Annotated in this window: 12 protein-coding genes; 3 read left to right on the top strand and 9 right to left on the bottom strand. The window is 69.4% G+C overall.

Annotation, left to right across the window (positions count from 1 at the left end; genetic code table 11):
* Positions 1-553 precede the first annotated feature (553 nt).
* The 3 genes from AC07AG_RS02670 to AC07AG_RS02660 all read right to left on the bottom strand — a co-directional run bounded on the left by AC07AG_RS02670 (position 554) and on the right by AC07AG_RS02660 (position 5,890).
* The gene (locus tag AC07AG_RS02670; protein ID WP_478751089.1) at positions 554-2,677 is read right to left on the bottom strand and encodes a DNA gyrase/topoisomerase IV subunit B; all 2,124 of its coding nucleotides are present in this window, start codon (positions 2,675-2,677) and stop codon (positions 554-556) included.
* A gap of 60 nt (positions 2,678-2,737) precedes the next feature.
* On the bottom strand, positions 2,738-4,771 hold the full coding sequence (gene gyrB / locus AC07AG_RS02665) for a DNA topoisomerase (ATP-hydrolyzing) subunit B (RefSeq protein WP_478751087.1): 2,034 nt from the start codon (positions 4,769-4,771) through the stop codon (positions 2,738-2,740).
* Between the two features lie 321 nt (positions 4,772-5,092).
* On the bottom strand, positions 5,093-5,890 hold the full coding sequence (locus AC07AG_RS02660) for a helix-turn-helix domain-containing protein (protein WP_478751085.1): 798 nt from the start codon (positions 5,888-5,890) through the stop codon (positions 5,093-5,095).
* Between the two features lie 6 nt (positions 5,891-5,896).
* Between AC07AG_RS02660 and AC07AG_RS02655 the strand changes: the two genes are divergently transcribed.
* Positions 5,897-6,268, top strand: coding sequence for a hypothetical protein (locus AC07AG_RS02655; protein WP_478751083.1), 372 nt, complete (start codon positions 5,897-5,899; stop codon positions 6,266-6,268).
* A 10-nt stretch (positions 6,269-6,278) separates the two neighbouring features.
* Here AC07AG_RS02655 and AC07AG_RS02650 read toward each other — a convergent pair whose 3' ends face one another.
* Positions 6,279-7,217, bottom strand: a complete 939-nt coding sequence (locus AC07AG_RS02650) for a sigma-70 family RNA polymerase sigma factor (RefSeq protein ID WP_478751081.1) — start codon at positions 7,215-7,217, stop codon at positions 6,279-6,281.
* A gap of 30 nt (positions 7,218-7,247) precedes the next feature.
* Positions 7,248-8,438, bottom strand: coding sequence for an NAD(P)/FAD-dependent oxidoreductase (locus tag AC07AG_RS02645; RefSeq protein WP_478751079.1), 1,191 nt, complete (start codon positions 8,436-8,438; stop codon positions 7,248-7,250).
* 144 nt (positions 8,439-8,582) lie between these two features.
* On the opposite strand from AC07AG_RS02645, the gene AC07AG_RS02640 reads away from it, so the two are divergent.
* Complete coding sequence (locus AC07AG_RS02640; RefSeq protein WP_478751077.1) at positions 8,583-9,212, top strand: alpha-ketoglutarate-dependent dioxygenase AlkB; 630 nt, start codon at positions 8,583-8,585, stop codon at positions 9,210-9,212.
* 9 nt (positions 9,213-9,221) lie between these two features.
* On the opposite strand, the gene AC07AG_RS02635 is transcribed toward AC07AG_RS02640, so the two are convergent.
* On the bottom strand, positions 9,222-10,088 hold the full coding sequence (locus AC07AG_RS02635; protein ID WP_478751076.1) for a LysR family transcriptional regulator: 867 nt from the start codon (positions 10,086-10,088) through the stop codon (positions 9,222-9,224).
* Positions 10,089-10,207: 119 nt separating this feature from the next.
* Here AC07AG_RS02635 and AC07AG_RS02630 point away from each other — a divergent pair, with 119 nt between their 5' ends.
* Positions 10,208-10,597 (top strand): tautomerase family protein, encoded by a 390-nt coding sequence (locus tag AC07AG_RS02630; RefSeq protein ID WP_478751074.1) that lies wholly within the window; start codon positions 10,208-10,210, stop codon positions 10,595-10,597.
* Here the strand turns inward: AC07AG_RS02630 and AC07AG_RS02625 are convergent.
* The 3 genes from AC07AG_RS02625 to AC07AG_RS02615 form a co-directional block, all read right to left on the bottom strand.
* On the bottom strand, positions 10,585-11,916 hold the full coding sequence (locus AC07AG_RS02625) for a cytochrome P450 (protein WP_478751072.1): 1,332 nt from the start codon (positions 11,914-11,916) through the stop codon (positions 10,585-10,587). The two genes, AC07AG_RS02630 and AC07AG_RS02625, sit on opposite strands and share 13 nt — an antisense overlap.
* A 211-nt stretch (positions 11,917-12,127) precedes the next feature.
* Positions 12,128-13,012 (bottom strand): geranyl diphosphate 2-C-methyltransferase, encoded by an 885-nt coding sequence (locus AC07AG_RS02620; protein WP_478751071.1) that lies wholly within the window; start codon positions 13,010-13,012, stop codon positions 12,128-12,130.
* Positions 13,013-13,026: 14 nt separating this feature from the next.
* Positions 13,027-14,301, bottom strand: coding sequence for a family 2 encapsulin nanocompartment cargo protein terpene cyclase (locus tag AC07AG_RS02615; protein ID WP_478751069.1), 1,275 nt, complete (start codon positions 14,299-14,301; stop codon positions 13,027-13,029).
* Positions 14,302-14,306: the final 5 nt, after the last annotated feature.

Here is a 14,306-nt window from a genome sequence, read left to right as displayed (position 1 = left end):
TCCACAGAAGTGGGCGCGGCGCCGTTTCCTCGCACGTCAGGCCGCGTCGCTGTGGTGCTCGGCGGCCGGATCTCGATGGCGTCCCGCGTGTCCGCCCCCGTGGATGAGGCGAAGGTGACGTACACGCCGATCGGTTCTCGGCCACGCTTGTCCGTTCATCAGGTCCTCGATGCGGTCCATGGCGACCATCAGGAGCCCCATGACCGGCAAGAGCAAAAGAGCGACAACTAGCATCGGCAGCGTCCTCCTCGCGGCTTCTCTTTTCGCCTGCCCTTGGCTGACATGCCCACGGCACCGAAGAGATGGAGAGCCTGCAACGCTCTCTTCACATCCGCGGCATGGACCGCGGTCTTCACCCTGCGGGCCGCCAAACGAGTGACGTTGTTCCCGCGGCTGATGACCCTGGTCCCGCGTGAGACGCCCTCGGCCGGACAGCCGTCCCAGTGCCGGACGGCGGATCAACCACCGACATGCGCACCGGGGAAAGGAACGTGCTCGTGAGCATCATCGCCCGAAACCCGATCAGTCTCATCTCGGGAGCCGTCGCCGGCGGCTACAGGTCCAGCCGTGAGCGGTCGAGTGTGGCCGCTGAGCTGGTGATGAATTCCTTGCGGGGTGCGACGTCGTTGCCCATCAGGAGATCGAAGACCTGCTCGGCGGCGTCCAGGTCACCGATGTTGACCCGCCGCAGCGTGCGATAACGCGGGTCCATCGTCGTCTCCGCGAGCTGGTCCGCGTCCATCTCACCCAGACCCTTGTAACGCTGGATGGAATCCTTGAACCGGATCCCCTTGCGCTGATACTCCAACAACGTCTCACGCAGCTCGTTGTCCGAGTACGTGTACACGTACTTGTCCTGGCCCTTCTTGGGCTGCACCAGCTCGATCCGGTGCAACGGCGGCACCGCCGCGAAAACCCGGCCCGCCTCCACCATCGGACGCATATAACGCTGGAACAGCGTCAGCAGCAGAATCCGGATGTGCGCACCGTCCACATCGGCATCCACCAGAAGAATGATCTTCCCGTAGCGAGCCGCATCGATGTCGAAGGTCCGCCCCGACCCCGCCCCTATGACCTGGATGATCGCGCCGCACTCGGCGTTCTTCAGCATGTCCGTCACGGACGCCTTCTGAACGTTGAGGATCTTCCCGCGAATCGGCAGGAGAGCCTGGAACTCCGAGTTCCGCGCCAGCTTGGCCGTACCCAGCGCCGAATCACCCTCCACGATGAACAGCTCGCTGCGCTCCACATCATCACTGCGGCAATCCGCCAGCTTCGCCGGCAGCGACGACGACTCCAGGGCCGTCTTACGGCGCTGGGCATCCTTGTGCTGACGGGCCGCGATCCGCGTGCGAGCCGCCGCCACCGCCTTGTCCATCACCGCCCGCGCCTGCGCCTTCGCATCACGCTTGGTCGACGTCAAAAACGCCTTGAGCTCCTTGGCGATGACATTGGCGACAATCCGGTTGGCCGCCGAGGTGCCCAGCACCTCCTTGGTCTGCCCCTCGAACTGCGGCTCGGCAAGCCGCACCGTGACCACCGCGGTCAGCCCCTCCAGGGCGTCATCCTTGACGATGTCGTCCTCAGCCACCCGCAACACCTTCTGCGAGCGCAGCACCTCATTCATCGTCTTCGTCAGTGAACGCTCGAAGCCCGACACATGCGTGCCGCCCTTGGGCGTGGCGATGATGTTCACAAAGGACCGCAGCGTCGTGTCATAGCCCGTGCCCCAGCGCATCGCCACATCCACGACGAGATCACGCGTGACCTCGGTGGGCGTCATCTGACCGTGATCGTCCAGGACCGGCACCGTCTCCTTGAAACTGCCCTGCCCGGACAGCCGCAGCACATCACACACCGCCTTGTCCTGCGCCAGATACTCACAGAACTCGCTGATGCCACCGTCGAAACGGAAGGACTCCTCACCCTTGGAGCCGCCCTCCCCCAGACCGTACTCATCACGCACCACAATCGTCAGACCCGGCACCAGGAACGCCGTCTGCCGCGCACGCTGATGCAACGTCTCCAGACTGAGCCTGGCGTCCTTCAGGAAAATCTGGCGATCGGCCCAGTACCGCACACGCGTACCCGTACGGGTCTTGGGGATCTTCTTGGCCTTGCGCAGGCCACCGGCGGGTGTGAAGTCCGCCGTGGGGCCGTTGCCGTTGTAGATGCCGGGGGTGCCGCGGAGGAAGCTGACGGCATGGGTGTGACCGTGCCGGTCGACTTCCACGTCCAGGCGGTGGGCCAGGGCGTTGACCACGGAAGCGCCCACACCGTGCAGACCGCCGGAGGCAACGTACGAGCCACCGCCGAACTTCCCGCCCGCGTGCAGCTTGGTGTAGGCGACCTCAACACCCGAAAGTCCTGAACGGGGTTCGGTGTCGACGGGGATGCCTCGGCCGTTGTCCCGGACCTCCACGGAGGCGTCGTCGTGGAGGATGACTTCGATGTGGTCGCAGTAGCCGCCCAGGGCCTCATCGACGGAGTTGTCGATGATCTCCCAGAGGCAGTGCAGCAGGCCACGGCTGTCCGTCGAGCCGACGTACATCCCCGGACGCTTACGAACCGCCTCCAGGCCTTCCAGAACCATCAAGTGGCGTGCGGTGTAGTCGGATCCGCCCGTCACGGCCCCGGCCAGGGCGGCGGCGGATGAGGGGAGCGGGGATGCACTCACGCGGGTTTTCCTCCGATGCGGCGGCAGTTGGGATCGGGGGTCTCGGACATCTCAGGTGTCTCAGATGTCGAGGAAACGGACGTCCTTGGCGTTGCGCTGGATGAAGGAGCGGCGTGCCTCGACATCCTCGCCCATGAGGACGGAGAAGAGGTCGTCGGCGACGGCGGCATCGTCCAGGGTCACTTGTCCAAGGACACGGTGATCGACGTCCATCGTGGTGATGCGCAATTCCTCGGCGTTCATCTCGCCCAGGCCCTTGAAGCGCTGGATGGAGTCGTCCTTGATGCGCCGTCCCTCCTGACGGCCCAGTTCGATGAGGGCGTCGCGTTCCCGGTCGGAGAAGGCGTACTCGGCGTGATCCCGGCTCCACTTGACCTTGTAGAGGGGCGGGCGCGAGAGATAGACGTGGCCGTGCTCGATCAGCGGCCGCATGAAACGGAACAGGAACGTCAGGAGCAGCGTGTTGATGTGCTGACCGTCGACGTCGGCGTCCGCCATCAGAATGATCTTGTGATAGCGGAGCTTCTCGACATCGAAGTCCTCATGCACGCCCGTGCCGAAGGCCGAGATCAACGCCTGGATCTCCTGGTTGTGCAGGATCTTGTCGATCCGCGCCTTCTCGACGTTCAGGATCTTGCCCCGGATCGGCAGGATCGCCTGGAACTCGGGATTGCGGCCGGACTTGGCCGAGCCGCCGGCGGAGTCGCCCTCGACGATGAAGATCTCGGACCTGCTCGGGTCGTTGGACTGGCAGTCGGACAACTTGCCCGGCAGAGCCGTGGATTCCAGCAGGCCCTTGCGACGGGTCAAGTCCCGGGCCTTGCGGGCCGCCACCCGCGCCGTGGCCGCCTGAACTCCCTTGCGGACGATGTCCGCGGCCTCGTTCGGGTTGCGGTCGAACCAGTCCGCCAACTGCTCGTGCACGACCTTCTGTACGTACGTGCGCACCTCGGTGTTGCCCAGCTTGGCCTTGGTCTGGCCCTCGAACTGGGGCTCGCCCAGCTTGACCGAGATGATCGCCGTCAGGCCCTCGCGGATGTCCTCACCGGCGAGGTTGTCGTCCTTGTCCCGCAGCAGCTTCCTGTCGCGGGCGTACCGGTTGACGATGGTCGTCAGCGCGGTGCGAAAGCCTTCTTCGTGGGTGCCGCCCTCGTGGGTATGGATGGTGTTGGCGTAGGAGTAGACGCTGTCGGAGAACTGGCTGTTCCACTGCATCGCCACCTCCACCGACAGCAGACGCTCGCCGTCCTCGGCGGCGAAATCGACGACGGTGGGGTGGACCGGTTCGCCCTTGCGGGCATTGAGATGCCTGACGAAGTCGCTGATCCCGCCTTCGTAGCGGTAGGCCACCGTCTTCGCCCGCTGCTCCTCGACGGTGTCGGAGCCTGCCTTGTCCGCGGTCGCGGTGGCCCGCGCCGCGGGCCGCTCGTCGGTGAGGGTGAGGGTCAACCCTCTGTTGAGGAACGCCATTTCCTGGAAGCGGCGGGACAGAGTCTCGAACGAGTACTGGGTGGTCTCGAAGATGGACCCGTCGGCCCAGAAAGTGATCGACGTGCCCGTTCGCTCCGTGGCCTCATGGCGGGACAGCGGAGCGATCGGCACGCCGGCCTTGTACTCCTGGGTCCAGCGGTGGCCTTCGGTCCAGATCTCCACGGACAACCGCGTGGACAGGGCGTTCACCACCGAAAGGCCCACGCCGTGCAGTCCGCCGGAGACGGCGTAGCCACCGCCGCCGAACTTGCCGCCCGCGTGCAGGACGGTGAGCACCAGCTCCACCGCGGGTTTCTTCTCCACCGGGTGCATGCCCACCGGAATGCCACGGCCGTTGTCGACGACCCGCACCCCGCCGTCCGCGAGGATCGTCACGTCGATCCGGTCCGCCACTCCGGCCAGGGCCTCGTCCACCGAGTTGTCGACGATCTCCTGCACCAGGTGGTGCAGCCCCCTCTCCCCCGTGGAGCCGATGTACATGCCCGGCCGCTTGCGGACCGCGTCAAGACCGTCCAGAACGGTGATGGCGTTCGCGTCGTAGGACGACCGGCCACCGGCGCCGGGCTGGGCAGGCGTGGCGGTGGAGGTACCAGCTTCGGTCACGGATGCTCCTTCTTCGGGCACGACGAACAGCGCCCCCGGCAAGGCAGCCGGAAACGCCAGATCACTGACAGAGAGATCGCCCCGCGGGCAGGCAAAGCCCTCCCACGCAGGCGGGAACCGGCCTCAGCACTCCAGACCGGAACAGCCTCCAGACTACCGGTCGCGCCACCACTCACCATGGCAGGAAGGCCCCTGAATGCCACCGAGAGGCGAGAACAGGGGTATCAATTACTCCCCCTACCGCAACCGAACGGCTAGGGCGCCAGAGGGGCCGCCAGGGGCGTCCGAGCGGGCGAAAATCTCGGCCAGTGACGCGGAACTTCAGCGCCCGTGCGCAGGCGGCGATTCGGGCTGGTCCGAGCTGCCTGATGGAAGACTTCCGCGTCGCAGAGAAGCAGGCGTACGCCCGAGGAAGTCCCGCGCGGTACGGGTGAGATGGGCCTGGTCGGCAAAGCCTGCGGCGGCTGCGGCCAGGGCTGTCGTGGAATTCGGCAGGTCGGCGATCGCGGTGCGGAGCCGGCTCCATCGGCGCAAGCGGGCCAGTGCGATGCCCACGTCCTGCCGGACCAGGGCGCGCAGCCGCGGGGCCGAAAGGCCGACCTCGTCGGCGACGAAGGTGATGGGCATGTCCGGATCGCGCACCGTGCACAGGTCGACGGCGTGGGCGACTCTCGGATCGAGCGGGGCCGGACACCCGGCGCGATCCCGCACCTCGGCGTATCCGGCGGCCAGGTCCACGCGGCTGCCCGGGGCGTCGGAATCGGTGGTGCCGAGCGCGGCGAGCAGGCGGCGGACCTCGCCCGCGTCGAGCCGGATCGGCCCCGGGCAGGGCGGCAGCCGCCACGAGTCGATGAACAGAGCGACGTACGGCGAGGTCGCCCCGCAGGTGTGGGCCAGCTGGGGCGGCACGATCAGCCCGGGGGCCGCCACCATGGGCCCCACCGACTGCAGGAGTTCGGCGCGGCCGCCGATCGGCAGCACGGCTTTCCACACGGGCAGCCGGTGTCGGGCGACGCGGAACGGGTGCGACTCGGCGAACATCGTCGCCTCGGCGCCGGAGGCGAAGACGATGCGGCGATCGTTTTGTTCAAGTGCCCAGGCACGAGGTGAACGGATCATCGTGCCATGCACGCTATCGCCGCCATCGGATTGACCGTCTTCCTGGCCGTCACAGGGGTCACGCACTTCCTGGCCCCCGGCTACTTCCGCACGCTGGTTCCCGCATGGCTCCGCCGGGAGCGGCTCCTCGTAGCCGTCAGCGGGGCGGCGGAGGTCGTGGTGGGTGTGCTGGTGCTGGCTCCCTGCACCAGACAGGCCGGGGGCTGGGCTGCCGCCGCCCTGATCAGCTGCTACCAGGTGTCCCATGTGGACGCGCTGCGACGCGCGCGGCCGGACCGTCCCCGGCTGCTGGAGCGGCCGGTCGGTGCGGTGGCTCGGCTGGTGGTGAACGTCCTCTACATCGCCTGGGCGGTCGCCGTGGCCAGGTTCGCGGCGTGACGGCCCCTGGTCACCATGCCTTGATGACCGGGACGTCCGGTTCGTGCTGGCTCCAGGCCTCGTTGACGCGCACGAGCCGGTTCGCGGCGGCGATGCCGCGCAGGGACGCGACCTTGCCGTCGCTGACTTCGAAGGCCACGGCGCCCACGACCCGGCCGTCGATCACGGCGAGGACGGCCGGGGAGCCGTTGACCACCCCGACATGGAGCGCGGGCGAGCCGCCGGCGAGGCGTCGCTTCGCCGGAGTGGGCCGGAAGCCGGCGCGCACATAGGAGGCCACCCGCTCGCGCGTCTTGTACCGCAAGAGGCGCTTGGCAAGCCCCGCGCCGTCCGAGACCGCCGTCACGTCGTCGGTGAGCAGCTCCACGAGCCGTTCGGTCCGCCCCGACATGGCGGCGGCGAGGAACTCCTCGACGACCCGGCGCGCGGACGCGGGGTCGGTCTCGCCGCCGCGCCGACGCTCGGCGGCGACCCGGACGCGGGACCGGTGGACGTGCTGCTGGCTCGCGGACTCGGTGATGTCGAGGATCCCGGCGATCTCGGCATGGCTGTACGAGAAGGCCTCACGCAGGACGTAGACGGCCCGCTCGACCGGCGAGAGCCGCTCCAAGAGGGTCAGTACGGCCAACGACACCGATTCGCGCTGCTCGAAGGTGTCGGCAGGGCCGAGCATCGGGTCGCCGTCGAGGAGCGGCTCGGGCAACCAGGCACCGGCCGCTCGCTCGTGGCGCACCTGTGCCGAGCGGAGCCGGTCGAGGCAGAGGTGGGTGACGACCTTGGTCAGCCACGCTTCCGGCACCTCGATCCGTTCGCGGTCCGCGGCCTGCCAGCGCAGGAACGCGTCCTGCACGGCGTCCTCGGCGTCGGCGGCCGAGCCGAGCAGACGGTACGCCAGCGAGGCCAGCCGGCCGCGGCTGGCCTCGAACCGATCGATGGCTGCGCTGTCCATGCGGAACAACCTAGAACACCCTCGAACGACCTACGCGGCGACCCCCACACCGGCCCGGTCGGACGAAGTGGCCAGGCGGCGCCTGCGCTTCGGCATGCCGAACGTCGGGTGGGCGATGCTCAGGGCGGACCCCTTGAGGATGCCCGCCTTGAAGCGCCTGGCGGCCCAGCCGCCCAGGTACCAGGACTTCGACCGGGCCTCCCCGTCCACCGCCTGGAAGATCGCGTCCCGCCGGCCGAGGCTGATGTGGTTGCCGACGTACTTCAGTCCGACGGTCGGGGCCTCGCCGCCCGTCAGACGCGCGATGATCGCGGCGGTCGCCTGCATGTTGGTGAAGCCGGCCGAGGCGCAGGACATCGGCAGCGGCCGGCCGTTGTCGCCGATCGCGTAGACGGCGTCACCGGCGGCGTAGACATCCGGGTGCGAGACCGAGCGCATGGTGCGGTCGACGAGGATCTGGCCGGTCTCGGCGACCTCCAGACCGCTGGCGGCCGCGATGGGGTGCACCGCGAACCCGGCCGTCCACACGGTCACTTCGGCGGGAATGGACGTACCGTCGGCGGTGATCGCCCGAGTCGGCTCGACGGCTTCGATGCCGGTGTGCTCGTGGACGGTGACGCCGAGCCGGTCGAAGGCCTGGCGCAGGTGGCGGCGGGCCTTCGGGGAGAGCCAGGCGCCCAACTCGCCGCGGGCGGCGAGCGCGACCGACAGGTCGGGCCGGGACTCGGCGAACTCGGTGGCGGTCTCGATGCCGGTCAGCCCCTCGCCGACGACGAGGACGGTGCCGCCCGCCTCCAGGCCGGCCATGCGCTCGCGCAGCCGTAGCGCCGATGGCCGCCCGGTCACATCGAAGGCGTACTCGGTCACGCCGGGGACGCCATGGTGGGCCACGGAGCTGCCGAGCGTGTAGAGAAGCGTGTCGTACGCGAGCTCCCCGTCGCCGTCCTCGCCGGTCACGGCGACGGTCCTGCGTTCGGGGTCGACGCCGGTGACGCGTGCCAGGCGCAGTCGCACCCCGGTGCCCGCGAATATGTCGGCGAGCTTGCGGAATCCGAGGTCCTGGCCGATCGCGAGCTGATGGAGCCGCATCCGCTCGACGAAGTCGGGCACAGCGTTGACGACGGTGATCTCGGTGTCGGCGGGGGAGAGCCGACGGGCCAGGTTCCCGGCGGCGAAGGCCCCGGCGTATCCGGCGCCGAGGACGACGATGCGGTGCTTCATGGCGTTGCTCCTGTCTCGTTCGCGTGCCCTCTGAACGAGACGGCGGCCCGATTGCTGACAGGAGCCGGATGTGACGCGCGTCACCGACTGGGGCGAGACATGCACATTAGTTCATACGTTCGAATCATTGGGTACACTGGCAGCATGGCGACGCACCAGCTCCAGGGATCACTCTTCGATCAGAGCGACGACGTGCGCCTGGGCCCCCTGAACGGAATCCGCAGGACAGTCCTCGGCGACGGGGCATGGATAGACCTCCTGCCGGGCTGGCTCGGTGGCGCCGATGTCCTGTTCGAGCGACTGGCAGCGGACGTCCCGTGGAAGGCCGAGCGCCGGCAGATGTACGAAAGGGTCGTGGACGTACCGCGGCTGCTCGCCTTCTACCGCGCCGGCGAACCACTCCCCCACGCCATTCTCGACGAGGCCCGCCAGGCCCTCTCCGCGCACTACGCCGCCGAGCTGGGCGAGGCGTTCACGACGGCCGGCCTGTGCCACTACCGCGACGGACGCGACAGCGTGGCCTGGCACGGCGACCGTATCGGCCGGGGCGCCCGCGAGGACACGATGGTCGCCATCCTCTCGGTCGGGGCACCCCGCGACCTGCTGCTCCGCCCGCGCCACGGCGGCGAGACCGTCCGGCGCCCGCTCGGGCACGGCGACCTGATCGTGATGGGCGGCTCCTGCCAGCGCACCTGGGAGCACGCCATCCCCAAGTCGACCCGGGCGGCCGGAGGGCGCATCAGCATTCAGTTCCGCCCGCACGGCGTGCAGTGACGAGCCCGCCTAGCGCCGGAGGCAGGCGGCGGCCGACTCCGCCAGTGTGCGGACCGCCGGGTGCCAGGGGCCTGTGCGAGGGCCGGTCAGTGCGAGGTCGCGTGACATCTCCGGCTTCAGGGGCAGCAGGACCAGGTCGGGCGGGAGCAGGGAGCGCGAGACCTCGGACAGGACCGTCACGCCCACACCTGCCTGCACCATGCTGATCAGCGTCGCCAGGTCCCGCACTCGGTGAGCGGGGGTGAAGGGCAGCCCTGCCTGGGCGTGAATCGCGCGGATGCGCGCTTCACAGTTGTTCGGCGATATCAGGAACTGGTCGTCCTCCAAGTCCCCGATGCCGACGAGCGGTTCGTCCGCCAAGGGATGGTCCCGGGGCAGCACGGCCCGGTAGCGGTCCTCCGTCAGGTGGATCCCCTGGCCGGGCGGCGGGTCGATCACGATGGCCGCATCCGCCACGCCGTCCGCCAGCCAGGCCGCGATCTCGGTGCTTTCGCCCTCGAAGACCCGGACTGTCACCTGCGGTTGGGCCTCGTTCCAGTGCCGGAGCAGGTCCGGGACCAGTCCCTGGCAGACCGTCGGTGTACAGGCAAGACGTACGGTGCCCGTCATCGTCCCGACGGCTTCGGCCGCGATCTCCGCCACGGACCGGGCCGCCGACAGTGCGGTGCGGGCGTGCGGCAGGATCCCCTCCCCCAGCGCCGTGGTCCGTACCGGCGCGGCGCGGACCAGCAGCGGGGCCTTCAGCTCGCGTTCGAGGGAGGCCACGGCGTGCGAGACCGCGGATTGGCTCATGCCCAGCTCCGCGGCGGCCGCGCTGAAGCCGCCGGCTTCGACGACGGCGAGGAAAGCTCTCAGCTGGGGAAGGTTCACGGTCATGCGGCGGCCTCATATGACTATGACGTTGGTGCGTTGGATCCATCGTTGCAGGTCGGCCAGGCTTGCTCCGTGCCGCCGACTCCGGCAGGCGCCCACCGAGCACGTACCCGAGGAGAGCCATGCCGTACATCCGCGTCACCGTCACCGACGCCGACCTGCCCAGCGACGTACAGCGCGCCCTCGCCGAGGGGCTCACCGGCCTCGCGGTCTCGGCCCTCGGCAAGTCCGGCGCGCGCACCATCGTCCACATCGACGTGGTTCCGGCCGCCCGCTACTTCGTCGACGCCAAGCCCCTGAGCGGTGGCCTCGACGCGCACGTCGAGGTCAGCATCACCCTGGGCACGAACAGCTCCGCGGAGAAGGCCGCGTTCATCGCCGGGGCCGATCAGCTCCTGACCGACCTCCTCGGCCCGCTCGCCCGGTGCGGCGTCGCACTGCACGAACTGCCTCCCGAGAGCTACGGCTACCACGGGGTGACCCAGTTCGATTACTACCGTCAGGCGGGCTGACCCTCGTCCATCAGCACCGCGGGTGTCGGGCCGTCCGGGCGGACCGTGATGCTGTAGGTGGCCTTCGCCGGGGTGGAGTGGAAGCGCGGGGTGTGGGCCGGCAGCAGGTGTTCCAGGAGGGTGGTCGACTCCTTGAGGGCGAACTGCAGGCCCAGGCAGGCCCGGGGGCCGATACCGAACGGGTAGTAGCTTCCCGGGTCGGTGGGGCGTCGACCTGGAGTGGTGAAACGCTTCGGGTCGAATTCGCCCGGGTCTTCCCAGAGTTGGGGGTCCCGGTGCGTGAGGTAGGGGCAGACCAGGACGTCGGTGCCCGCCTCGATCTCGTACCCCGCGAGGATGTCGTCCTGTGCCGCGCAGCGCGGCAGTATCCAGGCCGACGGGTAGAACCGCAGCGTCTCGTGGACGAGCGCCTGGACGGCCTGTCGCCGCTCGGACGAGCCGTCGGGGCCCGCGGCGAGAGCCTGCTCACGCGCCTTGGGGTTCTGGTCCAGCAGGAGGTAGAGCCAGGTCAGGGTTGTCGCGGTGGTCTCGTGTCCGGCGACCAGCAGGGTGACCAGCTCGTCGCGGATCAGCCGGTCCGTGTACTCGGGGCGCGTCTGGGCCGCGTCGAGCAGGACATGCAGCAGACCTGGACCGTCCGGTCCGGCCTGGCCCTCGCGCGCGGCGGCGATGGCCAGGCTCGCCACCGCGTCGATCCTGGCCAGATCGGCGGCGACCGCACCTTGGGCTGCGGCGCCGTCGGCAGGCAGGCTCGGCAGCGCGGCCACCACGGCGGCCACGGCGGCCAGTTCGCGCTCCGATGCGGGGTCGAGGGCATGTCCCGTCAGGGAGCGCCAGATGGTGTCCAGGGCGAAGCGGCGCATCTCGTCGCCGACGTCGAAGACCTGACCGGTGGCGGCGTACCCGGCCCAGCGCTCCGCTGCGGTCCGGGCGGCCTCGGTGATCCGCTGCTCGTAGCGGCGCATGCCACGGCCGGTGAACTGGGACTGCAGCAGCCGTCGTTGCCGCTGCCACGCATCGCCCGTCGCGGCCAGGAGTCCGTCGCCGATCAGCATCCGTGCGCGGTGCGAACGCTTCACGTACCGGTCGGGATGGAGCGCGAGCACGTGCTGCACGGCCTCGGGTGCGGTGACCAGGACGGTTGGCCGCGGACCGAGCCGGAAGGCTGCGATGCCGCCGAGCTGATCGCGCGCCTGAGCGAACAGCTCGATGAGTTCCCCTCCCCCGGCCTGCCACTGTCCGACGACGGCGGGATCGAGCTCCGGCACCCGGCGCCCGGGAGGCGACGGGAGGGAGCCGGGGCGGGCGTGGGTGGCCACGGGGCTGCTCCTGTTCGGCGGCTGTACGTCGACACGGACGGTGCGGCGGGCTGTACGTCGGCACGGACGGTGCGGCGGCCGTGCCTCGTCACGGACGGGTGGAGGCGTCACGCACTGTAGGGGAGGTGGAGCGATCCGCGACAGCCCGCGTCGCCGCGCGCGCAGGGGCCGGACCGCGCGGTGACGGTCCGGCCCCTGCGGTCGGCGTCGGTCAGACGCGGTCGGCCGCGATCAGGACGTACTGGAAGGAGCCGTCCTTGTAGGAGTTGATGAACGCCTCCTCGATGCCGGTGACCAGGGACGACGTGGCCCGCAGCTCCCAGTAGGGCAGGGTCGCCGGTGTGAGGTCGACGATGGCCTGCGGCACCAGACGGTTGTCGGCCATGGCGCGCAGGTACTCCCTGCGGGAGTGGATGTTGCACTCGAAGTGCGCGTTGATCTGGGAGACCCACTTCGAGGGCTGGCCGTAGCGCGGGTTCCAGCAGCCGGTGATGGTCACATAGCGGCCGCCCACCTCCAGGACCCGGGAGTGCTCGGAGAAGAGGTCGTGCAGGTCGACGTACATGCTCGACTCGTTGTTCCACGAGCCCGCGGCCTGGCCCGTCTCGAAGGGCATGTCGAGCATGTTGCACACGCGGGCGCGGACGTGGTCCTGGATACGCAGTTCGTCGGCGCGCTGGTTGGCGAAGTCGGCCTGTTTGGCCGACAGGGTCACGCCCTCGACCTTGCATCCGAACCGCTGGTGGGCCATGACCATCGAACCGCCCCGGCCGCAGCCGGCGTCCACGAGTGTGTCGTCGGGCCCGACGGAGCCGAGGTGGTCGAGCAGGACTTCGGCCTGCGCCGACTCCAGGCGGTGCAGCTCGGTGATCAGCTTCTTCTCGTGCTCGCTGTCGGCGGCATCCCCCAGGGCGGCGTGGTCGACGTCGCCGATGCCGTAATGGTGGTGATAGAGCCCGTCGACGTCGCCGAGGCGCAGATTCACGGGCCGCGCCTCGTTGTTCCAGTAGCGCGCGATGTCGCCCTGGTAGGGCGTCGCCGGGGCGGGGACGAACGCGGATGCGCTGTCGACAGTGGTGAACTCAGTGCTGGTCACAGGTGATTCCGTCCTTACCAGAAATCGGGCAGGCTGTATCGGTAGGTGTTGGTCTGGTGCCAGTAGTGGTTGCCGTCGACCCACACGGCCACGCCCCGCAGGAAGCGCTGCACGCTCGGGACGGGGCAGGAGGCGGCCAGCTCGGCGGCTTCGGCCTCGAAGTCGCGCATGAGGTCGTTGTGGACCTCGACCGCCTTCAGATAGGCGTCCCGCTCGGAGACGTCCTCGCGCTCGGCGATCACCACGGGCAGGTTCAAGTGCCGCCCGGGGCTGGCGAGTTCCTTGGTGTACGAGTACAGGTCGTTGACGATGGTGCTCGCGTTGCCGGCGAGTGCGAGGACCCGCTGCATGGCGGGCTGCGCGTGGAGGTCCGCCGGCAGTTCATAGCCGCCGACGGTGTCGGTGATGGTGGGGCAGGGGCGGAAGTTGTTGAACTGGCGCATCGCCAGGTACTCCCACACCTCGGGTGTGTGGTCCGTCTGGGCCCAGGCGGCCTCCGCGAGGTACCCCAGGTGCAGTCGGGCCATGTCGTGGCGGTACCGGTCGGCCTGGGATGCGGTGGACTGCCGGACGAAGTAGTCCATCGCGGAGCGGTAGGCGCGCCGCGGGGCGTCCGCGTGCAGCGACTCCGCCCACTGCGGCTGGTACTCCTTCGTCACGTGCAGGTGATCGAGGGCGGTGTGTGCCAGAAGAAGGCGCCCCCCGAGGCCGATCGGCGAGCCTCCGTGGTCCTCGCAGTAGCAGTCGTCGACCGCGTTCTCGGCGACCATGAGCCGGGTGGCGACCATCAGGTGGTCGACGGTCGGAGCATCGGGATGGCAGGCGACCATGTAGCGCCCGACGGAGAAGCCGTCGAACTGGCCCTCCCACTCGTCGGGGAACAGCTCGACCTCGTCCACCGCCCAGTCCTTGACCCTGCGGCTGACCTCCTCCACCCGCGCGGGGTCGGGCTCCGGCACGGGGTGGTAGTAGAGGCCCGGGATGTGAAGGGCCTCCGCCGGGGCCTCCGTTGCGGCAGGCTCCGACGGCTCCGAAGGCTCCGACTCCCCCGACACTTCCGACAGCTCCGGCAGTCCCGGCGGCTCCTCGCGCCGGGCCAGGTGCAAGCTCGCGGTGCCGAGGCCGCTGGGGCCGCGCAGGATCCGCTCCAGGTCGGGGAGAGGGGCCGATGCCAGGGCGGACAGGACGCCGTCGGCGTGGGCGGAGGTGGGGGTGGGGACGTGGTCCCCGAAGAGGGCCGCAGCGGCAGGCGGGCTCGACTGCGGAGGGGAGAACCCGGGATCGGGCATCCGTG

The organism is Streptomyces sp. NPDC044044, assembly GCF_056434405.1.
This window is presented reverse-complemented; position numbering and strand designations above follow the sequence as displayed.

Bases quoted from the DNA above. Each gene is read 5' to 3' on its own strand.
- AC07AG_RS02640 (WP_478751077.1), top strand. From the start codon at position 8,583: ATGGCGACGCACCAGCTCCAGGGATCACTCTTCGATCAGAGCGACGAC.
- AC07AG_RS02645 (WP_478751079.1), bottom strand. From the start codon at position 8,438: ATGAAGCACCGCATCGTCGTCCTCGGCGCCGGATACGCCGGGGCCTTC.
- AC07AG_RS02635 (WP_478751076.1), bottom strand. From the start codon at position 10,088: ATGACCGTGAACCTTCCCCAGCTGAGAGCTTTCCTCGCCGTCGTCGAA.
- AC07AG_RS02660 (WP_478751085.1), bottom strand. From the start codon at position 5,890: ATGATCCGTTCACCTCGTGCCTGGGCACTTGAACAAAACGATCGCCGC.
- AC07AG_RS02630 (WP_478751074.1), top strand. From the start codon at position 10,208: ATGCCGTACATCCGCGTCACCGTCACCGACGCCGACCTGCCCAGCGAC.
- AC07AG_RS02655 (WP_478751083.1), top strand. From the start codon at position 5,897: ATGCACGCTATCGCCGCCATCGGATTGACCGTCTTCCTGGCCGTCACA.
- AC07AG_RS02615 (WP_478751069.1), bottom strand. From the start codon at position 14,301: ATGCCCGATCCCGGGTTCTCCCCTCCGCAGTCGAGCCCGCCTGCCGCT.
- AC07AG_RS02650 (WP_478751081.1), bottom strand. From the start codon at position 7,217: ATGGACAGCGCAGCCATCGATCGGTTCGAGGCCAGCCGCGGCCGGCTG.